Consider the following 22222-nt stretch of genomic DNA (forward strand, 5'->3'; position numbering starts at 1 on the left):
ACACCGAACTGCCGTCGTCGAACCCGGCGGTGCTCGCCTTCCTGCGGGAGTACGAGGACGACCTGGTGCTGTGCGTGCACAACTTCTCCCGCTTCGCCCAGCCCACGGAGCTGGACCTCAGCCGGTTCGGCGGGCGGCATCCCGTCGAGCTGTTCGGCGGGGTGCGGTTCCCGGCGATCGGCGAACTGCCGTACCTGCTCACCCTCGCGGGGCACGGCTTCTACTGGTTCCGGCTGCGCCGCGAGGCCGCGTAGCCCGGCACCCGGTGGGGCGGTTTCCACCGTCCCACCCGGGGCACCCCTCAGTAACACCCCGACCACTCCCGGGGAAAGGACGTGACGCCATGGCGGAAACGGTCACCCCCTCCGGCACCACAGGTTCACTCCTCGCCTCGCTCGACCCCCTGCTGCGCACCTGGCTGCCCCGGCAGCGCTGGTTCGCGGGCAAGGGGCGCCCGGTCACCGGCTTCACCCCGGTGACCGTCACCGAACTGCTGCCGCCCGGCGGCCGGCTGGGCCTGTACCACCTGCTGCTGCGGGTCCACCAGCCGTCCGCGCCGGGCGGCGAGCCGCACCCCGGCGACTGCTACCAACTGCTCGTCGGCGTGCGCCGGGCGCTGCCGCCCCGGCTGGCGCCCGCACTGATAGGGCACGTCACCAAGGGCCCGCTCGCCGGGTGCACGGTGTACGACGCGCTGTACGATCCCCGGCCCGCCGAACTGCTCCTGGAGGCCCTGCGCCGCCGGACCCGGATCGGCGTGCTGCGCTTCGAGCGGGACGCGCGCCAGGAGATCCGGCCCGGTCTCGTGGCCCGGCTGATGACCGCCGAGCAGTCCAACTCGTCCGTCGTCTATGGAGATACGTTCATTCTCAAGGTGCTGCGCCGGGTGGTGCCCGGCGTCAACCCCGATCTGGAACTGCCGCTCGCCCTGGCCCGGGAGGGCTGCCGGCAGGTGCCCGCGCCGACGGGCTGGCTGCGGGCCGAGCCGGGCGGTGAGCCGTACGTCCTCGCCGTGCTCCAGCCCTACGTCAGCGGGGCGAGCGACGGCTGGGAGCTGGCGCTGCGCGAGCTGGCCAAGGGCGAGGACTTCGCGGCGGAGGCGCACGCGCTCGGCCGGGCCACCGCCGAGGTGCACACCGCGCTCGCCCGCGCCCTGCCCACCGTCACCCTCGGCCGCACCCAGCTGGAGCTGCTGGTGGACGGCATGGCCGAGCGGCTGGCTGCGGCCGTGCAGGCGGTGCCGGCCCTGGGGCCGTACGAGCCCGGGCTGCGCTCGGCCTACACCGCGCTGGGCGGCCTCGCCGCCGAGGGCCGCACCTGGACCGCCCAGCGGGTGCACGGCGATCTGCACCTGGGGCAGTGCCTGCGGGCGCCGTCCGGCGGCTGGTCGCTGATCGACTTCGAGGGCGAGCCGGCCCGGCCGCTGGCGGAGCGGCGCATGCCGCAGCCGACGGTGCGGGACATCGCGGGGATGCTCCGTTCCTTCGACTACGCGGCCCACTCGGTGCGTCCGCCCGCCCCGGGCTGGGCACACGCCTGCCGGGCGGCCTACTGCTCCGGGTACGCGGAGGCCTCCGGCCGCGATCCGCGCACCGATCCGGTGCTGCTGCGGGCCTACGAGACCGACAAGGCGGTCTACGAGGTCGTCTACGAGGCACGGCACCGGCCCGACTGGCTCCCCGTACCGATGTCGGCGATCCGCCGTCTCGCCGCGTCCGACCCGACCTGACCCGACCCGTCCCTCGTCCGGGAGACTCGCTCGTGACGTCCAAGAAGCCACCCGCCAGGAACACCCCCGGCACGACCGGGAACCAGACCGCCGGGAACACCACGGCCCGGGAGAAGGCCGCCAGGGAGAAGGCCGCCAGGGAGAGGGCCGCCGGGGAGACGGCGGCAAGGGAGAGGGCAGCCAGGGAGGAAGCGGCCGGACAGGCGCGAACGGCACGGACACGGACCGGGCAGGCCCAAACCGGTCAGGCCCAAACCGGTCAGGCACGGACCGGGCAGCCCCAGGCCGGGCAGCCCCAAGTGACGGAGGCACAGGTGCCGCAGGCCCGGGCCGGGTCGGCGCGGGCCGTGCGGGTGCCCGCGCAGTCGGCGCCGTCCGGGCTGGAGGGCACCCCCGCGCCCGTCTCCTCCCCCTCCCCCTCCGCCTCCCCGGCGCCCGTCGTCTCCGCGGTCTCCGCCGCCGTGGACGCCGGTGACCGTGAGCGGCTGCTGCACGGGACCCACCACGATCCGCACACCGTGCTCGGCGCCCACCCGGTCCCCGGCGGGGTCGCCTTCCGGGTCTTCCGCCCGTACGCGCGCGCCGTCACCGTGGACTGCGGCGAGCTGCGCGCACGGCTGCACGACGACGGCGACGGCTTCTTCTCCGGCCTGCTCCCGCTCGCCTCGGTGCCCGCCTACCGGCTGCTCGTGACGTACGACAGCACGGCCTTGGAGACCGAGGACCCCTACCGCTTCCTGCCCACCCTCGGCGAACTGGACCTGCATCTGATCGGCGAGGGCCGGCACGAGCAGCTGTGGCGGGCGCTCGGCGCGCATGTCCTCACCCACCAGGGCGTCACCGGCACCCGGTTCGCGGTGTGGGCGCCGAACGCGCGGGGCGTCCGGGTCTGCGGCGGTTTCGATTTCTGGGACGGCACCGGCTTCCCGATGCGCTCGCTGGGCGGCACCGGGGTCTGGGAGCTGTTCGTGCCGGGGATCGGCGAAGGGGAGCTGTACAAGTTCGAGATCACCCGCCCGGACGGTTCGCGCACCCTGCGCGCCGACCCGCTGGCCCGCCGCACCGAGGTCCCGCCCGCGACCTCCTCCATCGTGGACGTCCCGCACCACGAGTGGGGGGACGCCGAGTGGCTGGCGCACCGCGCGGACACCCCGGTCCACGAGGCCCCCTTCTCCGTCTACGAGGTCCACCTGCCCTCCTGGCGGCCGGGACTGACGTACCGGGAGCTGGCCGAGGAACTGACCGCCTACGTCCGGGAGATGGGCTTCACGCACGTGGAGCTGATGCCGGTCGCCGAGCACCCCTTCGGCGGCTCGTGGGGCTATCAGGTCACCGGGTTCTACGCCCCGACGGCCCGTCTCGGCACCCCCGACGACTTCAAGTACCTGGTGGACCGGCTGCATCAGGCCGGCATCGGGGTGCTGATGGACTGGGTGCCGGCCCACTTCCCGCGCGACGAGTGGGCGTTGGCCGCCTTCGACGGGTGCCCGCTGTACGAACCCCAGGACCCGGCGCGGGCCGCCCATCCGGACTGGGGGACGCTGGAGTTCGACCTCGGCCGGCGCGAGGTGCGCAACTTCCTGGTGGCGAACGCCGTGTACTGGTGCGAGGAGTTCCACATCGACGGGCTGCGGGTGGACGCGGTCGCCTCCATGCTCTACCTGGACTACTCGCGGGACTCCGGGCAGTGGACGCCCAACGAGCACGGCGGCCGGGAGAACCTGGACGCGGTGGCCTTCCTCCAGGAGATGAACGCCACGGTGTACCGGCGTTGCCCGGGCGTGGTCACCATCGCCGAGGAGTCCACGGCCTGGGACGGCGTCACCCGCCCCACCCACCACAGGGGCCCGAGCGGCTTCGGCGGGCTCGGCTTCGGCCTGAAGTGGAACATGGGCTGGATGCACGACTCGCTCCAGTACATGAGCCACGACCCCGTGCACCGCAGGTACCACCACCACGAGATGACCTTCTCGATGGTGTACGCCTACAGCGAGAACTACGTCCTGCCGATCTCCCACGACGAGGTGGTGCACGGCAAGGGGTCGCTGGTGTCGAAGATGCCGGGCGACTGGTGGCAGCAGCGCGCGAACCACCGGGCGTACCTGGGCTTCATGTGGGCCCATCCGGGCAAGCAGCTGCTGTTCATGGGACAGGAGTTCGCGCAGGGAGCGGAGTGGTCGGAGGCCCGCGGCCCGGACTGGTGGCTGCTGGACCCGGGGTACGGCGCGGCGGCGGACCACCGGGGCGTCCAGGATCTCGTCCGGGACCTGAACGCGGTGTACCGGGCGAGCCCGGCACTGTGGCAGCGGGACACCGACCCGGCGGGGTTCGAGTGGATCGCCGGGGACGCGGCGGACGACAACGTCTTCGCGTTCCTGCGCCGCGCCGCCGACGGCACCCCGCTGCTCGCGGTCACCCACCTGGCACCGGTGGTCCGCCCCGACTACCGCATCGGGGTACCGGAGGACGTCCCGGCCTGGGTGGAGATCCTGAACACCGACGCCACCCGGTACGGCGGCAGCGGCGTCACCCACCCGGATCCGGTCAAGCCGGAGCCGCTGGGCGCGCACGGGCGCCCGGCGAGCCTCCGGCTGACCCTGCCGCCGCTGGCTACGGTGTGGCTGCGTCCGGCGTAGCCCGGTCGGGGCGGGCACGTTTCCCTGTCCCACGGCATTCACGGGGTGCAAGCCCCTGGTGAATGGCGGGTGCCGTCAGGCCGGGGGTTCCTGTTCGGCTCTGTCGGAGCCGGGGCAGGACCCCCGGCGCGTCAGACCGTGTTCACCAGTCCCTTCGGGAGCGGCCCCGTGTGCAGTACGCCCAGGTGCTGGGTGGCGCGGGTCAGGGCCACGTACAGGTCGCTCGTGCCGTAGGCGGCGGGTTCCACCACCAGGACGGAGTCGAACTCCAGGCCCTTGGCCTGGCGGGGGTCGAGCAGGACCACCGTGCGGGTCAGGTCGGGTTCCGCGCCCGCCGTGACCCCGTCCAGGCGCGCGGCGAGGGCGCGGTGCAGCTCGCGGGGGGCGATGACGGCCAGCCGGCCCTCCTCGGGGGTGAGTTCGGCGACCGCCTCGGCGACCGCGCCGGGCAGGTCGCCGGCGGCCTGCCGCACCCAGGGCCGGGCGCCGGTGGCGCGGACCGAGCTGGGCGGCTCGAAGTCCGGGTGCGCGGCGCGGACCACGGCCGCCGCCAGGTCCATGATCTCGGCCGGGGTGCGGTAGTTGACGCCCAGCCGGGTGTGCTCCCAGCGGTCCTCGACATAGGGGGCGAGGATGTCCGCCCAGGAGCCGACGCCGGCCGCCTCCGCGGTCTGGACGGGGTCGCCGACCAGGGTCATCGAGCGGGTCGGGCTGCGCCGCATCAGCAGCCGCCAGGCCATCGGTGACAGTTCCTGCGCCTCGTCCACGATGATGTGCCCGAACGCCCAGGTGCGGTCGGCGGCGGCGCGCTCGGCGGCGCTGCGGTGGTCGGCCTCCTCGTGCCGTTCGGCGAACCGCTCGGCGTCGATGATGTCGTGCGCGGACAGGACCTCGCTGGCCTCCGGGTCGCTGTCCTCCTTGTCCTCGAACTCGTACGTCCGGGAGGCGTACGACACGTCGAGCACGCCCTGCGCGTAGGCCACCTGGGTCTCGCGTTCGCGTTCGGCGCGGGCGCGGGCCAGCCGGTCGTCCTCGCCGAGGAGTTCGGCCGCCTCGTCCAGCAGCGGCACGTCGGCGACGGTCCAGGCGCGGGTCGCCGGGCGGCGGATCGCGTCGGCGTCCTCCTTCGGCATATAGCCGTCGGGTTCGGCGAGGAAGTCGGCGACCAGCCGCTGCGGGGTGATCCGCGGCCACAACCGGTCGATGGCGTCCCAGACCTCGGGGTTCTCGGCGAGTTCGTCGCGGATCTGGGTGATGTCGGAGGCGTCGAGCAGGCTGCTGCCGTCGTAGGGGTCGGTGCCCACGCGCTCGGCGTACAGCTCGGTGAGCGTGTTGAGGAGGTAGCCCTCGAAGTGTTCGCGGGCCGCGTTGTGCGGCAGTTTGGCGGCGCGGGTGCGCTCGCGGGCGACGTTCACCAGGCCGTCGTCGAGCATCAGCACCTCCCGGTCGTGCTCGATCGCGATCACCGGGTCCGGCAGGGCCTGCCGGTCGCGGACGACGGCGGCCAGTACCTCGGCCATGTCGGCGCGGCCCTTGACGGCGGCGGCCTCGGGGGTGTCGGCCGCGGTGGCCTTCACCCCGGGGAACAGCTCGCCGACCGTGGCCAGCAGCACCCCGGTCTCACCGAGGGAGGGGAGCACCTCGCCGATGTAGCCGAGGAAGGCGGGGTTGGGGCCGACGATGAGGACCGCGCGGCGGGCCAGCAGCTCGCGGTGCTCGTAGAGCAGGTACGCCGCCCGGTGCAGGGCCACCGCGGTCTTGCCGGTGCCGGGGCCGCCCTCCACGACCAGTACTCCGCGGTGCGGTGCCCGGATGATCCGGTCCTGCTCGGCCTGGATGGTCTGCACGATGTCGCTCATCCGGCCGGTGCGCGCCGAGTTCAGCGCGGCCAGCAGTACGGCGTCGCCGTTGTGGTCCTCGTGGCCGGTGCGGGTCGCGTCGCCGAGGTCCAGGATCTCGTCGTGCAGGGAGGTGACCGTCCGGCCCTCGGTGGCGATGTGCCGGCGGCGGCGCAGGCCCATCGGGGTGTGGCCGGTGGCCAGGTAGAAGGGGCGGGCGACATCGGCCCGCCAGTCGATCAGCACGGGGGTGCGCTCGGCGTCGTCCTCGCGCAGCCCGATCCGGCCGATGTGGTGTGTGGTGCCGTCGGCCAGGTCGATCCTGCCGAAGCAGAGCGAGCCGTCCACGGCGTTCAGCGCGGCGAGCAGCCCCGAGCGCTCGGCGACCAGGATGTCCCGCTCCAGCCGGGCCTGCATGGGCTTGTCGCCCTGGGCGAGCGCGTCCGCGACGGAGGTCTCGGTCTCGCCGCGCAGGACGTCCACGCGCGCGTACAGTCCGTCGATGAATTCCTGCTCGCCGCGCAATTCATCGTCCGGAAATTCGCTGTTCGACAGATCCGCGTTTGACAATTCCGCTCCCGCCCGCATATACTGTGGTCACTGAACTTCTTCGCGATCTCTCGAATAGAAGTCGCGAACCACTGAATATACGCAGAGAAATCCCCCGGACGCAATTGCCCGGGGGATTTTTTCGGTTCCGGCGGCTCAGGCGGTCCTGCTGTCCGCCGGCTCCTTCTCCGCGTCCTGCTCCTGCGGGGTCGCGGCGTCCCGGCGCGGCAGCAGGACGGCCACCAGGACCGTGCCGACACCGAGGATCACCGCGCCGACCAGGCTGGTGTGGGCGACCGCGTCGGAGAAGGCGGAGCCGACCGCGTCGGCCATCTGCCGGGCGCCGGAGGCCAGCTCGCCGGCCTGCTGCTTGAGCTGCGCGGCCTGCTGCGGGTCGGTCGCCTGCTGGGCCCGCGCCGCGGCCTGGTGCGCCTTCTCGCCGATGCCCTGCGCGACGGCGTACCCGGCGCCGACCGAGTCCTGCGCGGTGTCCAGGGCGCTCGCCGGGAGCTTGCTGCCCTTGGTGGCGTCGGACAGGTGGTCGCTGTAGGAGGTGGCCAGCAGGGAGCCGAGGATGGCGATGCCGAGCGAGCCGCCCAGCTCCAGCGAGGTGTCGTTGACGGCGCCGCCGACGCCCAGCTCCGACTCGGGGAAGGCGCCCATGATGGCGTCGGTGCAGGGCGAGAGGGCGAGGCCTATCGCGAGGCCCAGGATGATCAGGGGGGCCACGAAGTCGCCGTACGTGGAGCCCGCGTCCACCCGGGTGAGCAGGGCGAGGGCGACCGTGCCGCCGGCCATGCCCGCGCCGACGGTCCACTTCATGCCGACGCGCGGGGTGAGCAGCGCGGTCAGGGCCGAGCCGACGAAGACCGCGCCGGCCAGCGGCAGCATGCGCACACCGGTCTGCAGGGCGTCGTAGCCGAGGACGAACTGCAGGTGCTGGGTCAGGTAGTAGAAGGCGCCGAAGACGGCCAGGAAGAACAGGGCGACGGCGAGGTTGGAGCCGGCGAAGCGGCGGGCGGTGAAGCGGCGCACGTCCAGGATCGGGCGCGGGTGGCGCAGCTCCCACAGCACGAAGACGACCAGGCCCACGCCGGCGACGACGGCCGCGCCGATGGCCTTGGCACCCCAGCCGAAGTGCGGCCCCTCGATGATCATGTAGACGAGCGCGGCGGTCCAGATCACCGACAGCACGCCGCCGACGTAGTCGATGCGGTCGTGGTGGCCCGCCTTGGACGGCGGGACGAGGACGAAGGCGGCGATCAGCGCGACGGCCGCGACGGGCACGTTGATCAGGAAGGTCGAGGACCAGCCGTGGTCGCGCAGCAGGGCGCCGGCCACCACGGGGCCGGCGGCGATGGCGAGGCCGGCGGTGGCGGTCCACAGGGTGATGGCCTTGGCCCGCTCGGCGCGCGGGAAGGTCGCGGCGAGCAGCGAGAGCGTGGCCGGCATGATCAGCGCGGCGCCGACGCCCATCACGGCGCGGGCCGCGATGACGGTGGCCGCGCTGTCGGCGAGGTAGCCGAACACGGCGCCGCCGCCGAACACCACCAGGCCGAGGACGAGCGCGCCGCGCCGGCTGTACTTGTCGCCGATCGCGCCGAGCAGCAGCATCAGCGCGGCGTACGGCACGGTGTAGCCGTCGATCACCCACTGCAGGTCGGCGCTGGAGAGCCCGAGGTCCTTCGTCATGTCGGGCGCGGCGACCGTGAGGGCGGTGTTCGCCATCACGATGATCAGCAGGCTGAGGCAGAGCACCAGCAGCGCCCACCATCGCCGGGCGTAGGGGCGTTCCATCCTCTCGACCGGTTCGGTCATGACGAGTCGCATGGCAGGGGTCGCCCTCCTCGGGTACGCGACGGACTTGCACAGTAACGTGCAATTGCACAACTATGTGCAATGTACGACCTTGCACAGAGCTGTGCAAGTCCAGTCGGAAAGGGGGCGGGAAGGCACAATGACCGCCATGACCACGGGTAACACCAGCCGCGCCGACGCAAACCGGCGCCGCATCCTCGACGTCGCCCTCGCGGAGCTGCTGCGCGATCCCGACGCCTCCATGGACCAGATCGCCCGCGCGGCAGGCGTCGTACGACGGACGGTGTACGGCCACTTCCCGAGCCGCGAGGCGCTGATCAGCACGCTCGTGGACGAGGCGGTCCAGGCGCTGGCGGACGCCGACGCGGCGGGCCGGGCGGGAGTCACCGACCCGGCGGAGGCGGTGGCCCGGTCGGTGCTCGCGGTCTGGCAGACCGCCGACCGCTACCGGCTGCTGATCGCGCTGGCCCAGCGGACGGTCACCGTCCAGGGCATCCGCGACCGCCTCGCCCCCCTGCGCGAGGCGAAGGTACGGCTGCTCCAGCGCGGGCTCGACACGGGCGTCTTCCACTCCCCGCTGCCCGCGCCGGCGCTGGCGTACGTCCACGAACAGATGTTGTTCGCGCTGATGGAGGCGGTGAACGACGGCCTCCTGGCAGCGGCGCAGGCGGGCCGCTCGGCCACGGTCGCCGTCCTGACCGCGGCGGGCGTACCCGCCTCCCGGGCCATGGAGCTGGTGGCCGAGGTGGCGTAGGAGCGCCGTGGCCCGGCAAAGGGCCGGCCGCCCGGCCCCGGTTCAGGCGGGGCCGGACGGCCGGAGCGGGAGTGCGCCGGAAAGGGCGCGGGGCCGTGCCGGTCCTCAGGCCTTGACCAGCCCCTCCTCGCGGACCTCCGGCCCCTCGCTCACCGCGGACCGTCCCTCGTCCAGCAGCGTCGTCTCGTCGAACGGCACCTCCCCGGCCAGCACCCTGCGCACCCGCTCCTTGTCGATCTCCTTGGTCCACGTGCCGACCAGCACCGTCGCCACCGCGTTGCCCGCGAAGTTGGTCAGGGCCCGCGCCTCGCTCATGAACCGGTCGATGCCGACGATCAGCCCGACGCCGTCGACCAGGGCCGGCTTGTGCGACTGCAGGCCGCCGGCCAGCGTGGCGAGGCCCGCGCCGCTGACCCCGGCCGCGCCCTTGGACGCCAGCAGCAGGAACAGCAGCAGCGGGATCTGCTCGCCGACCGACATCGGCGTCCCCAGCGCGTCCGCGATGTACAGCGACGCCATGGTCATGTAGATCATCGTGCCGTCGAGGTTGAAGGAGTAACCCGTCGGCACGGTGATGCCGACCACCGGCCGGCTGACGCCGAGGTGCTCCATCTTCGCGATCAGCCGGGGCAGCGCGGACTCCGACGACGACGTGGACAGGATCAGCAGGAACTCGCGGGCGAGGTACTTGAACAGCGAGAAGACGTTCAGCCCCGCGACGATCCGCAGCAGCGCGCCGAGCACCAGGAAGACGAACAGGAAACAGGTGACGTAGAAGCCGAGCATCAGCACGGCGAGGCTCTTGAGCGCGTCGACGCCGGCGGAGCCGACCACGGCCGCGATCGCGCCGAACGCGCCGACCGGCGCGGCCCACATCACCATCGACAGGATGCGGAAGACGAGCCGCTGGAGGTGCTCGATGCCGCGCAGCACCGGCTGCCCGGCCGGGCCCATGGCCTGGAGCGCGAACCCGGCGAGCAGCGCCACCAGCAGCGTCTGGAGCACCTGTCCCTGGGTGAACGCGGACACGAACGTGTTCGGGATGACCGACAGCACGAAGTCCACCGGCGGCAGCGCGTCGCTCTCGACCTGGGCGTGCCCGCTCTTGCGGAGCGCGTCGGTCAGGTGCAGACCGTCGCCGGGGTGCAGCACATTGCCGACCAGGAGGCCGATGGCGAGCGCGACGAGGGACATCACCAGGAAGTAGCCGAGGGCGATACCGCCGACGGCTCCGACCTTCGCGGCCTTCCGTACCGAACCGATACCGAGCACGATCGTGCAGAAGATGATCGGAGAGATCATCATTTTGATCAGGTTCACAAAGCCGGTGCCCAGCGGTTTCAGCTCCACCGCCGCGTCGGGCCAGATCAGGCCCACGGCGATGCCGAGCGCCACCGCCGCGATGACGGCGATGTACAGGTAATGGGTGCGGTCCCGCTGGGCGCGGGGTGCGGCAGATGCCGTATCGGCGGGGCTGGCGGCCACGACTGCCCTCCTTGACGTCTTCGTCGGCGAACAACCGGCGTGCGGCTCACGTCCGGGCGTTGTAGGAATGCCGTGACTATCTCCCGGCCTGTGAGGGCGGTCACCCTTCCGTTCATTTAGTTCACGATCGGACGGAGAGGCACACTGCTGGCATGCGTCTGCCCGCCCTCCCCCGACCCCGCAGCCTGGCCGGCCAGCTGTTCGCCATGCAGGCCGTGCTGATCGCGGTGGTCGTGGCCGGGTACGCGCTGTTCACCTACGTCAGCGACCGGCGGCAGGCCGAGGAGTCCGCCGCCCGGCAGGCCACGGCGGTGGCCCGGTCGGTCGCCGACGCCCCCTCGGTCCGCGCGGCGATCCGCGGCCCCGACCCCACCGCCCGGCTGGAACCGTACGCCCTCCAGGTCACCCGGGACGCCAACGTCGACTTCGTGACGATCATGGACCCGTCCGGCATCCGCTGGACCCACCCGGACCGCGAGCAGATCGGCAAACGCTTCCTCGGCACCATCGGCCCCGCCCGGCACGGCCGTACCTTCACCGAGACCTACACCGGCACGCTCGGCCCGTCCGTCCGCGCGGTGACCCCGGTCCGGGACGGCGACCGGATCACCGGGCTGGTCAGCGCCGGCATCAAGGTCGAGACGATCAGCGCGCGGATCCAGGACCAGGTCACCGCGCTGCTCGGGGTGGCCGGCGGGGCGCTGGCGCTGGGCGCGGTCGGCACCTATGTGATCAACGCCCGGCTGCGCCGCCACACCCACGGCATGAACGCCACCGAGCTGAGCCGGATGCACGACTACCACCAGGCGGCACTGCACGCGGTCCGGGAGGGGCTGCTGATGCTCGACGGCCGGTACCGGGTCGCGCTGGTCAACGACGGCGGCCGGGAGCTGCTCGGCCTCGGCGGCACACCCGACGCGGAACTGATCGGCCGCTCGGTGGCCGGCCTGGGCCTGCCGGCCCCGCTGACCGGCGCCCTGCTGTCCTCCGAACCCCGGGTGGACGAGGTGCACCTGACCGCGTCCCGGGTGCTGGTGGTGAACACCTCCCCGGTGTCCGGGGGCGAGCGCCGGGGCACGGTCGTCACGCTCCGGGACGTGACCGAACTCCAGTCCCTGATGGGCGAGCTGGACTCCGAGCGGGGCTTCACACAGGCGCTGCGCTCGCAGGCGCACGAGGCCGCGAACCGGCTGCACACGGTCGTCTCGCTGATCGAGCTGGGCCGGGCCGAGGAGGCGGTGGAGTTCGCCACGGCCGAGCTGGAGCTGGCCCAGGCCCTCACCGACCAGGTGGTGGCGGCGGTGAGCGAGCCGGTGCTGGCCGCGCTGCTGCTGGGCAAGACCGCCCAGGCGCACGAGCGGGGTGTGGAGCTGGTGGTCTCGCCGGACAGCCGTCTGGACGACGGCCTGCTGCCGAAGGAGCTGCCGGCCCGTGACCTGGTCACGATCCTCGGCAACCTGATCGACAACGCGGTGGACGCGGCCCAGGGCAGCACCCGGGCGCGGGTGACCGTGACGGCGTACGCTTCGGACGCCGAACTGGTGCTCCGGGTGTCGGACACCGGCCCCGGTGTCGACCCCGCCCTGGCCGGCCTGGTATTCCAGCGGGGGTTCTCCACCAAGCCGGCCGGGCCCGGCGGGCGGGGGCTCGGGCTGGCCCTGGTCCGGCAGGCGGTGACCCGCCACGAGGGCACGCTGACGGTGACGGAGTCCGGCGAGGACGGCGAGGACGGAGCGGTGTTCGAGGTGCGGTTGCCGTTGCGCGCGCCGCTGGACGGCGGGGGAGGCGCGTCCCTGGACGGCTGGGGAGGCGCATCCCCGGACGACGGAGGAAGCACGCCGCTGGACGGCGGGCGAAGCGCATCCCCGGACGACGGAGGAAGCACGCCCCCGGACGACAGGCGAAACACGCCCCCGGACGGCGACGGAAGCGCATCCCTCGGTGGCGGCGGATGACGGGTGAACCGCAGCCCATCCGCGTCCTCGTCGTCGAGGACGACCCGGTGGCCGCCGACGCGCATGTGATGTACGTCGGCCGGGTGCCGGGGTTCGTCGCGGTCGGGAAGGCGCACACGGGCGCGGAGGCCCGGCGGATCCTGGACCGCACACCGGTGGACCTGCTGCTGCTGGATCTGCACCTGCCGGACCTGCACGGCCTGCAACTGGCCAGGTCGCTGCGGGCGTGCGGGCACCACGCGGACGTGATCGCGGTGACCTCGGCGCGGGACCTGGCGGTGGTCCGGGAGGGCGTCTCGCTGGGCGTCGTCCAGTACGTCCTGAAGCCGTTCACGTTCGCGACGCTCCGGGACCGGCTGGTGCGCTACGCCGAGTTCCACGCGGCGGTGGGCGAGGCGAGCGGCCAGGACGAGGTGGACCGGGCCCTGGCGACCCTGCGCGCCCCGACGCCCGCGGCCCTGCCGAAGGGGCTGAGCGCACCGACGTTGGAACGGGTGACGTCCGCTCTGCGCGAGGCGGCCGAAGGACTCACGGCGGCCGGGGTGGCCGAGGCGGTGGGCATCTCGCGGATCACCGCACGGCGGTATCTGGAGCATCTGGTGGACGCGGGCAGGGCGGGCCGGAGTCCGCTGTACGGGCAGGTGGGCCGGCCGGAGCTGGTGTACCGGTGGGTGCCGCAGGGGCGGTGAGGACGGCGGGGCGGGTGCGGGCGCCGGCCGCCCTTCGCCCGGATACGGCGGGCCCGGCGGTGCCCGGGACGCCCCGGCCGGCCCGCTATCACCCCGCAGACGCATTGACCTGACCGGACCAGCGCTCTTACCTTCACACGGCAGTCATCTCCGCGCCACCCCCACGTGCGCTCAGGAGGTCATGCCCGTGCGCCCCACCGCCGCCCTCTCCGCCCTCCTCGCCACCGCCCTCTCCGTCACCGCGCTCACCGCCTGCGGCAGCGGTTCCGGCCGCGGCCCGGACACGATCAAGGTGTCGTACAAGCAGTCCACCGACAACTCCGTCAAGGTGGCGGACACCTACCTCGCCGGCGTCAGGAAACAGTTCGAACGCGAACACCCCGGCAAGAAGGTGGAGTTCGTGCCGATCAAGGCGCCGGACGCGGAGTACTACACCAAGCTCCAGCAGATGCTGCGCTCCCCGCGCACCGCCCCGGACCTGGTCTACGAGGACACCTTCCTCATCAACTCCGACATCACCAGCGGGTACTTGAAGCCGCTCGACGCCTACCTCGCCAAGTGGCCCGACTGGAAGCGGTTCTTCGGCAGCGCGAAGGCGGCGGCGAAGGGCCGGGACGGAAAGACGTACGGCGTGCCGGACGGCACGGACACCCGCGGCCTCTGGTTCGACAGGCGGGTGTTCGCGAAGGCGGGCCTGCCGCACGACTGGCAGCCGCAGAACTGGGCGGACGTCCTGGCCGCCGCCCGCACCATCAAGCGGAAGGTGCCCGGCGTCATCCCGCTCAACGTCTACACCGGCAAACCGGCGGGCGAACGGGCCACGATGCAGGGGTTCCAGATGCTCCTGTACGGCACGGGCGACGGCTCCACCGACCCGCTCTACGACGACACCAGCGGCAAGTGGGTCGTCGGGTCCCGGGCGTTCGAGGACGCGCTGACGTTCGTGGAGACCGTCTACCGGGAGAAGCTCGGCCCCGACGTCTCCGACGCCCTCGACCCGAACTTCAACACCACCGTCAACGGCGAACTGCTCCCCGAAGGCAGGCTCGGCATCGCCCTCGACGGCTCCTGGCTGCCGCTGGCCTGGCAGCCGGGCTCCGGGCACCCGTGGCCCGACTGGTCCCGGCGGCTGGGTGTGGCCGCCATGCCCACCCAGCACGGCCAGGCGCCCGGCAAGGTGAGCATGTCCGGCGGCTGGACCTGGGCCATCCCGGCCAAGGCGGCCAACCCCGACCTCGCCTTCGAGTTCGTCAAAACGCTCCAGACGAAGGACAACGCCCGCACGTGGTACATCGCCAACTCCGGGATCGCCGTGCGCGAGGACGTCGCCGCCGACCCCGCCTACACCGGCGCCCGGCCCGGCCTGGACTTCTTCACCGCACTGGTGGCCCACACGCACTACCGGCCCGCGTACCCGGCCTACCCCAAGGTGTCGACCGCCATCCAGGAGGCGATGGAGGGGGTCACGACCGGTGACCTGTCCGCGGCGGAGGCGGCACGCGGCTACGACGCCGCGGTCGAGGACGTCACCGGCGGCCGAGTGGTCCGCAAGTGAGGCGCGGGCACCCGGCCGTCCGCGCCCTCCCGCTCGCCCCCGCGCTGGTCCTGCTGCTGCTCTTCCTCGCCGGGCCGATCGCCTACTGCGTCTGGATCGCCTTCACCGACCTCCAGCTGACCGGCCAGGCCCACTCCTCGTTCACCGGCCTCGCCAACTTCCGCCGGGCCTTCGGGGACGACGCGTTCCTGAACGCCGTCTGGCTGACCCTGGTGTTCACGGTGCTGTCCTCGCTCGTCGGGCAGAACACCCTCGGGCTCGCGCTGGCCGCGCTGATGAAGCGCGCCTCGAACCCCGTCCGCACCCTCACCGGCGGCGTGGTGATCACCGCGTGGGTGCTGCCGGAGGTCGTGGCCGGGTTCCTGCTGTACGCGTTCTTCCGCCGCGAGGGCACGCTGAACGCCGTCCTGGACTGGCTGCACCTGCCCCGGCAGAACTGGCTGTTCACGCTGCCCATCCTCGCCGTGTCCTTCGCCAACGTCTGGCGCGGGACGGCGTTCTCGATGCTCGTGTACTCCGCCGCGCTGGACGGGATCCCCGCCGAGATCACCGAGGCCGCCGAGGTGGACGGGGCCGGCAGCTGGCGACGGCTGTGGCACATCACGCTGCCGATGATCCGCCGCTCCATCGGCACCAACCTGATGCTCAACACCCTCCAGACGCTCTCCGTCTTCGGGCTCATCTGGGTGATGACCCGGGGCGGTCCCGGCGGCCGCAGCCAGACCCTGCCCCTGTTCATGTACGAACAGGCGTTCCAGAACAGCATGATCGGGTACGGCACGGCGGTCGCACTGCTCCTGCTGCTGGTCGGCTCCCTGTTCTCCGTGATCTATCTGCGGCTGCTGCGGACGGAGGTCTGATGCCCCGCCCAAGCACTGCGCGCCAACGCACCGCTCGCCGACGCGCAACTCGCCAACACGTCTCCCGGCGAGGCGTCTCCCGCCGACGCGCCTCCCGGCGGCTCGCCGCCGATCTCGCGCTGCTCGCCATGGCAGCCGCCTTCGCGCTGCCGCTGGCCTGGGTGCTGCTGTCCGCCGTCGACCCGGGCGCCGGCCTGCGGGTCCGGATCCCGGACGGGCTCACCCTGGGCAACTTCCGCGCGGTTCTCACGCCCGGGATCACCTACACCCCGCTGCTCAACAGCCTGCTGCTGTGCGGGGGCGGCACGGCGCTGACCGTCGGCTGCGCCGCCCTCGCCGCGTACCCGCTGTCCCGGTTCCCCTCCCGGCTGAACCGGCCGTTCCTGCTGACCATCCTGTTCGCGACCAGCCTGCCCATCACGGCGATCATGGTGCCGGTGTACGCGCTGTTCGTCCGGGTGAACCTGATCGACACCCTCCAGGGCACCGTCTTCTTCTTCGCCGCCTCCCAACTCCCCTTCGCCATCTGGCTGATGAAGAACTTCATGGACGGCGTGCCGCGGGAGCTGGAGGAGGCCGCCTGGACGGACGGGGCCTCGGCCGCGCAGTCGCTGGTGCGGATCGTGCTGCCGCTGATGGGGCCGGGGCTCGCCGTGGTGACCGTGTTCTCGTTCGTGATGATGTGGGGGAACTTCTTCGTCCCGTTCATGCTGCTGCTCAGCCCGGACCTGATGCCGGCCTCGGTGAGCGTCAACGACTTCTTCGGCAACCGGGGGATGGTGGCCTACGGCCAGCTCGCCGCGTTCTCCGTGCTCTACTCCACGCCCGTGGTCCTGCTGTACGTCCTGGTGGCCCGGCGGCTGGGCGGCGGGTTCGCGCTGGGCGGGGCGGTGAAGGGGTGATACCGCACGGCGAGGTGGTGACACCGGGTGCCGGGGCGGGCCGGCGATCACGCCGTACGTTCCTACGATCCGTGATCTCGGCGGAACCGACCGTGGTCAGGGCCCCTGCGCGCCCCTACGTTGTGCGGGGTGCGCCAACCCTCAGCCCAACCGAACCCCCCGGCTCTCCCGTTCGACGCCCCGGCCGCCCGCAGGCTCCGCGCCGCGCTCGGCATGGGTCCCGAGCACGTCGCCTACGGAATGCGCGTCTCGTACGGGCTGCCGTACGTCACCGCCGATCTCGTGATCGCCTGGGAGCGCGGCACCGTCTCGCCCGGCAACAGCGAACTGACCGCGCTGGCGGGCGTGTTGTGGTGTTCGCCGGGTGAGCTGATCGGTCGGCCGCGGACCCTGCGCGAGCATCGCATCGCCCGGTCCGTGGCGCCCGAGGACGTCGCCCACGCCGTCGGCATGGAGCTGCGCGCGTACCTGAGGGCGGAGGAGAGCGGGGTGTGGCGGGGCAACGAGCGCCAGTCGGCCGCGCTGGCGCGGATCCTGGACCTGGCGCTGCCCGACTTCGTCGCCGTCACCGGCCGCGAGGCGAAACTGGCGGAGCTGCTGCGCAGCGCGGTGACGACCCGCTGGCAGGCGTATGTGCGGCCCCTGCTGAAGCTCGTCCCCCTGGACAGGGGCGTCCTGGAGCCGGTCCTGCAGGAACTGCACCAGGACTACCAGGGGCGCATGGCCGCCACCCTCGGCTGGGGCGGCGGCGGCCGGGGCGCCGGCGAGCCGGGGCAGCGCTTCCTGGACGCCGTCGTGGAGGCCTTCTGGCGGTCCGTGACGGACCGGACCGCCTGACGGGCGGGACGGCTGCCCGGGACTAGAAGACCGACTCGGCCTCGTCCATGCGGTCCTTCGGCACCGTCTTCAGCTCGGTGACGGCCTCGGCGAGCGGCACCATCACGATGTCGGTGCCGCGCAGCGCGGTCATCCTGCCGAACTCGCCGCGGTGCGCGGCCTCGACGGCGTGCCAGCCGAAGCGGGTGGCGAGGACGCGGTCGTAGGCGGTGGGGACGCCGCCGCGCTGGACGTGGCCGAGGATGACCGGCTTGGCCTCCTTGCCGAGGCGCCGCTCCAGCTCGTAGGCGAGGGCGGTGCCGATGCCCTGGAAGCGCTCGTGGCCGTACTGGTCGATCTCGCCCTTGCCGTAGTCCATGGTGCCCTCGGCGGGGTGGGCGCCCTCGGCGACGCAGATGACCGCGAACTTCTTGCCGCGGGCGAACCGCTCCTCGACCATCTTGACCAGGTCGGCGGGGTCGAAGGCCCGCTCGGGCAGGCAGATGCCGTGGGCGCCGGCGGCCATGCCGGACTCCAGGGCGATCCAGCCGGCGTGCCGGCCCATGACCTCGACGACCATGACCCGCTGGTGGGACTCGGCGGTGGTCTTCAGGCGGTCCATCGCCTCGGTGGCCACGCCCACGGCGGTGTCGAAGCCGAAGGTGCGGTCGGTGGAGGAGATGTCGTTGTCGATGGTCTTCGGTACGCCGACGACCGGCAGGCCCGCGTCGGAGAGCATGCGGGCCGCGGTGAGGGTGCCCTCGCCGCCGATCGGGATCAGCGCGTCGATGCCGAACTCCTCGACCATGTCGGCGGCGCCCTCGCAGGCCTCGCGCAGCCGGTCGCGCTCCAGCCGGGAGGAGCCGAGGATGGTGCCGCCGCGGGCCAGGATGCCGCTGACCGCGTCCAGGTCGAGGGGACGGTAGTGGCGGTCCAGCAGGCCGCGGTAGCCGTCCTCGAAGCCGATGACCTCGTCCCCGTACTGGGCGACCGCCCGGTGCACGACCGAGCGGATCACGGCGTTCAGGCCGGGGCAGTCGCCGCCTGCGGTGAGAACTCCGATGCGCATCGTGCTGTGTCTCCTGCTCGCTGTCGTGTGCCGGTGAGCCAGTGACGATTCTTTCACGTCCTTCGGAGCGGTGAAGTCCTGACGGGCGCCTTATCCGTCAGCAGGGGTATTGTCAAGAGGGTTCGGCTCACCTTGGTGGGCGATTTTTATGCCGAAGAGGCGACAGAAGCGACATGAGGAACGGAGTGGACACGTGACGCGCAGCGTGTACGTGACCGGGATCGACCGCGGTGACGGCCGCCAGGTCGTGGAGCTGGGGGTCATGGAACTCCTCACCCGGCAGGTCGACCGGGTGGGCGTGTTCCGTCCGCTCGTCCATGACGGACCCGATCGGCTCTTCGAGCTGCTGCGGGCCCGGTACCGCCTCGCGCAGGACCCGGCGACGGTCTACGGCATGGACTACCACGAGGCGTCCGCGCTCCAGGCCGAGCAGGGCACCGACGAGCTGGTCTCCGCCCTCGTCGCCCGCTTTCACCTGGTGGCCCGCGACTACGACGTGGTCCTGGTCCTCGGCACCGACTTCTCCGGCACCCAGCTGCCGGACGAGCTGTCCCTGAACGCCCGGCTCGCCAACGAGTTCGGCGCCTCGGTCATCCCCGTGGTGGGCGGCCGCAAGCAGGCCGCCGAGTCGGTGCTGGCCGAGACCCGCAACGCCTACCGCGCCTACGCCGGGCTCGGCTGCGACGTGCTGGCCATGGTCGCCAACCGGGTGGCCCGCGAGGACCGCGACAAGATCGCCGGGCAGCTGGCGGACCGGCTGCCGGTGCCCTGCTACGTCGTCCCGGACGAGCCCGCGCTCTCCGCGCCGACGGTCGCGCAGATCGCCCAGACCCTGAACGCCAAGGTGCTGCTCGGCGACGACTCCGGCCTCGCCCGGGACGCGCTGGACTTCGTCTTCGGCGGCGCCATGCTGCCCAACCTGCTGGGCGCCCTGACCCCGGGCTGCCTGGTGGTCACCCCGGGCGACCGGGCCGACCTGGTCGTGGGCTCGCTGGCCGCGCACAGCGCCGGCACCCCGCCGATCGCCGGTGTGCTGCTGACGCTCAACGAGGTGCCGCGCGACGAGATCCTCACCCTGGCCGCCCGCCTCGCCCCGGGCACGCCGGTGCTGTCGGTGTCCGGCAACAGCTTCCCCACCGCCGAGCAGCTGTTCTCCCTGGAGGGCAAGCTGAACGCGGCCACCCCGCGCAAGGCGGAGACCGCCCTCGGCATGTTCGAGCGCTACGCCGACACCGCCGAGCTGGCCCGCCGGGTCTCGGCGCCGAGCAGCGACCGGGTCACCCCGATGATGTTCGAGCACAAGCTGCTGGAGCGGGCCCGCTCCGACAAGCGGCGGGTGGTGCTCCCGGAGGGCACCGAGGAGCGGGTGCTGCACGCGGCCGAGGTGCTGCTGCGCCGGGGCGTGTGCGACCTGACCCTGCTCGGCCCGGTCGACCGGATCCGCAGGAAGGCCGCGGATCTCGGCATCGACCTCGGCGACACCCAGCTGATCGACCCGGCCACCTCCGAACTGCGCGACGCCTTCGCCGAGAAGTACGCGGCCCTGCGCGCCCACAAGGGCGTCACGGTCGAGCTGGCCTACGACGTCGTCTCCGACGTGAACTACTTCGGCACCCTGATGGTCCAGGAGGGCCTGGCCGACGGCATGGTCTCCGGCTCGGTGCACTCCACGGCCGCCACCATCCGGCCCGCCTTCGAGATCATCAAGACCCGGCCGGACGCCTCCATCGTCTCGTCGGTGTTCTTCATGTGCCTGGCCGACAAGGTGCTGGTCTACGGCGACTGCGCGGTCAACCCCGACCCGGACGCCGAGCAGCTCGCGGACATCGCCATCCAGTCGGCGGCCACCGCCGCCCGGTTCGGCGTGGAGCCGCGGATCGCGATGCTGTCGTACTCCACCGGCACCTCCGGGTCGGGCGCCGACGTGGACAAGGTGCGCGAGGCCACCGAGCTGGCCCGCTCGCGCCGGCCGGACCTGAAGATCGAGGGCCCGATCCAGTACGACGCGGCCGTGGAGCCGTCCGTCGCGGCGACCAAGCTGCCCGACTCCGATGTGGCCGGGCAGGCAACGGTGCTGATCTTCCCGGACCTCAACACAGGCAACAACACCTACAAGGCCGTGCAGCGCTCGGCCGGCGCGATCGCCGTCGGCCCGGTCCTGCAGGGCCTGCGCAAGCCGGTCAACGACCTGTCCCGCGGCGCCCTCGTCCAGGACATCGTCAACACGGTCGCCATCACGGCGATCCAGGCCCAGACCCCCGCCCACACCCCCACCGAGAAGGCGTCCCAGCAGTGACCTCCCCCACCCGTGTCCTCGTCCTCAACTCCGGCTCCTCGTCACTGAAGTACCAGCTGCTGGACATGCGGGACAGCAGCCGGCTCGCGGTGGGCCTGGTCGAGCGGATCGGTGAGCAGACCTCCCGGCTCAAGCACACCCGCCTCACCGACGGCGACACCCGCGAGCACACCGGCCCCATCGCCGACCACGAGGCCGCCCTCAAGGCGGTCGGCGAGGAGCTGAGCCGCGACGGCCTCGGCCTGGACTCCCCCGAACTGGCCGCCATCGGGCACCGGGTGGTGCACGGCGGGATGTTCTTCACCGAGCCCACCGTCATCGACGACGAGGTGCTCACCGAGATCGAGCGGCTGATCCCGGTCGCCCCGCTGCACAACCCGGCCAACCTCACCGGCATCCGCACCGCCCAGGCGCTGCGCCCCGACCTGCCCCAGGTCGCCGTCTTCGACACCGCGTTCCACACGACGATGCCGGAGTCCGCGGCGCGCTACGCCATCGACCCGAAGATCGCCGACCGCCACCGGATCCGCCGCTACGGCTTCCACGGCACCTCGCACGCCTACGTCTCCCGGGAGACCGCGCGGTTGCTGGGCAAGGACCCGTCCGAGGTCAACGTGATCGTGCTGCACCTGGGCAACGGCGCCTCCGCCTCCGCGGTGGCGCGGGGCCGCTGTGTGGACACCTCCATGGGGCTGACGCCCTTGGAGGGGCTGGTGATGGGTACGCGGTCCGGTGATCTGGACCCGGCCGTCATCTTCCATTTGGCCCGGGTTGGCGATATGTCCATGGACGAGATCGACACTCTTCTCAACAAGAGGAGCGGTCTGTTCGGTCTGTGCGGGGACAACGACATGCGGGAGATCCGCCGCCGGATCGACGAGGGCGACGAAGAGGCCGCGCTCGCCTTCGACATTTACATTCACCGGATCAAGAAGTACATCGGCGCCTATTACGCGGTACTCGGCACCGTGGACGCGGTGGCCTTCACCGCCGGGGTGGGCGAGAACGCGGCACCGGTGCGGGAGGCGGCGGTCGCGGGCCTGGAGGGCATGGGCCTGGCGGTCGACCCGGAGCGCAACGCCCTGCGGGGCGGCGAGGCCCGGCTGATTTCGCCCCCGTCCGCCCGGGTGGCGGTCGCCGTGGTGCCGACGGATGAAGAACTGGAGATCGCGACGCAGACCTACGCACTGGTCGGAAAGAACAACTGAATAGCACCTGAGCGGTGTGGCACTCATTTGTATCTTCCGCCAGACGGAATATTCCGTAGCGAA

General features: G+C 72.3%; 16 protein-coding genes. 12 read left to right on the plus strand and 4 right to left on the minus strand.

Features of this window, described 5'->3' with window-relative positions; translation table 11 throughout:
- The 3 genes from ABD350_RS14985 to glgB form a co-directional block, all read left to right on the plus strand.
- Positions 1-254: alpha-glucosidase C-terminal domain-containing protein (locus ABD350_RS14985; RefSeq protein ID WP_344348551.1), on the plus strand; the 254-nt coding region annotated here is incomplete at its 5' end.
- Between the two features lie 89 nt (positions 255-343).
- Positions 344-1729, plus strand: a complete 1386-nt coding sequence (locus ABD350_RS14990) for a maltokinase N-terminal cap-like domain-containing protein (protein WP_344348552.1) — start codon at positions 344-346, stop codon at positions 1727-1729.
- A 380-nt stretch (positions 1730-2109) separates the two neighbouring features.
- A complete protein-coding gene (gene glgB / locus ABD350_RS14995) occupies positions 2110-4365 on the plus strand; it encodes a 1,4-alpha-glucan branching enzyme (protein WP_382466928.1) in 2256 nt (751 codons plus the stop codon).
- Between the two features lie 131 nt (positions 4366-4496).
- Here glgB and ABD350_RS15000 read toward each other — a convergent pair whose 3' ends face one another.
- Both ABD350_RS15000 and ABD350_RS15005 read right to left on the minus strand, forming a co-directional pair.
- Positions 4497-6791, minus strand: coding sequence for a HelD family protein (locus ABD350_RS15000; RefSeq protein WP_344348554.1), 2295 nt, complete (start codon positions 6789-6791; stop codon positions 4497-4499).
- 117 nt (positions 6792-6908) lie between these two features.
- A complete protein-coding gene (locus tag ABD350_RS15005) occupies positions 6909-8582 on the minus strand; it encodes an MFS transporter (RefSeq protein WP_344348555.1) in 1674 nt (557 codons plus the stop codon).
- A 127-nt stretch (positions 8583-8709) separates the two neighbouring features.
- Here ABD350_RS15005 and ABD350_RS15010 point away from each other — a divergent pair, with 127 nt between their 5' ends.
- A complete protein-coding gene (locus ABD350_RS15010) occupies positions 8710-9324 on the plus strand; it encodes a TetR/AcrR family transcriptional regulator (RefSeq protein WP_344348556.1) in 615 nt (204 codons plus the stop codon).
- 105 nt (positions 9325-9429) lie between these two features.
- On the opposite strand, the gene ABD350_RS15015 is transcribed toward ABD350_RS15010, so the two are convergent.
- Complete coding sequence (locus ABD350_RS15015; RefSeq protein ID WP_344348557.1) at positions 9430-10809, minus strand: cation:dicarboxylate symporter family transporter; 1380 nt, start codon at positions 10807-10809, stop codon at positions 9430-9432.
- A gap of 152 nt (positions 10810-10961) precedes the next feature.
- Between ABD350_RS15015 and ABD350_RS15020 the strand changes: the two genes are divergently transcribed.
- The 6 genes from ABD350_RS15020 to ABD350_RS15045 all read left to right on the plus strand — a co-directional run bounded on the left by ABD350_RS15020 (position 10962) and on the right by ABD350_RS15045 (position 17607).
- Positions 10962-12764 carry a sensor histidine kinase gene (locus ABD350_RS15020; RefSeq protein WP_344348558.1) on the plus strand — a complete coding sequence of 601 codons (1803 nt, stop codon included), beginning with the start codon at positions 10962-10964 and terminating at the stop codon, positions 12762-12764.
- On the plus strand, positions 12761-13453 hold the full coding sequence (locus ABD350_RS15025; RefSeq protein ID WP_344348559.1) for a response regulator: 693 nt from the start codon (positions 12761-12763) through the stop codon (positions 13451-13453). The genes ABD350_RS15020 and ABD350_RS15025 overlap by 4 nt, the downstream gene beginning before the upstream one ends.
- A gap of 181 nt (positions 13454-13634) precedes the next feature.
- Positions 13635-15008, plus strand: coding sequence for an extracellular solute-binding protein (locus ABD350_RS15030; protein ID WP_344348561.1), 1374 nt, complete (start codon positions 13635-13637; stop codon positions 15006-15008).
- The gene (locus ABD350_RS15035; protein WP_344348562.1) at positions 15005-15868 is read left to right on the plus strand and encodes a carbohydrate ABC transporter permease; all 864 of its coding nucleotides are present in this window, start codon (positions 15005-15007) and stop codon (positions 15866-15868) included. The genes ABD350_RS15030 and ABD350_RS15035 overlap by 4 nt, the downstream gene beginning before the upstream one ends.
- A 128-nt stretch (positions 15869-15996) precedes the next feature.
- Positions 15997-16770: a carbohydrate ABC transporter permease gene (locus tag ABD350_RS15040; protein ID WP_344348563.1), complete on the plus strand. Its 774-nt coding sequence runs from the start codon at positions 15997-15999 to the stop codon at positions 16768-16770.
- A 129-nt stretch (positions 16771-16899) separates the two neighbouring features.
- Positions 16900-17607: an XRE family transcriptional regulator gene (locus tag ABD350_RS15045; RefSeq protein ID WP_344348564.1), complete on the plus strand. Its 708-nt coding sequence runs from the start codon at positions 16900-16902 to the stop codon at positions 17605-17607.
- 22 nt (positions 17608-17629) lie between these two features.
- Here the strand turns inward: ABD350_RS15045 and ABD350_RS15050 are convergent, their stop codons facing one another.
- Positions 17630-18655 (minus strand): ATP-dependent 6-phosphofructokinase, encoded by a 1026-nt coding sequence (locus tag ABD350_RS15050; protein WP_344348565.1) that lies wholly within the window; start codon positions 18653-18655, stop codon positions 17630-17632.
- 193 nt (positions 18656-18848) lie between these two features.
- Between ABD350_RS15050 and pta the strand changes: the two genes are divergently transcribed.
- Together pta and ABD350_RS15060 are read left to right on the plus strand one after the other, a co-directional pair.
- Complete coding sequence (pta, locus tag ABD350_RS15055) at positions 18849-20951, plus strand: phosphate acetyltransferase (protein ID WP_344348567.1); 2103 nt, start codon at positions 18849-18851, stop codon at positions 20949-20951.
- A complete protein-coding gene (locus tag ABD350_RS15060) occupies positions 20948-22159 on the plus strand; it encodes an acetate kinase (RefSeq protein ID WP_344348568.1) in 1212 nt (403 codons plus the stop codon). The genes pta and ABD350_RS15060 overlap by 4 nt, the downstream gene beginning before the upstream one ends.
- Positions 22160-22222: the final 63 nt, after the last annotated feature.

Origin of the sequence: Streptomyces nogalater, assembly GCF_039532885.1 — a bacterium.
Lineage (GTDB): Bacteria > Actinomycetota > Actinomycetes > Streptomycetales > Streptomycetaceae > Streptomyces > Streptomyces nogalater.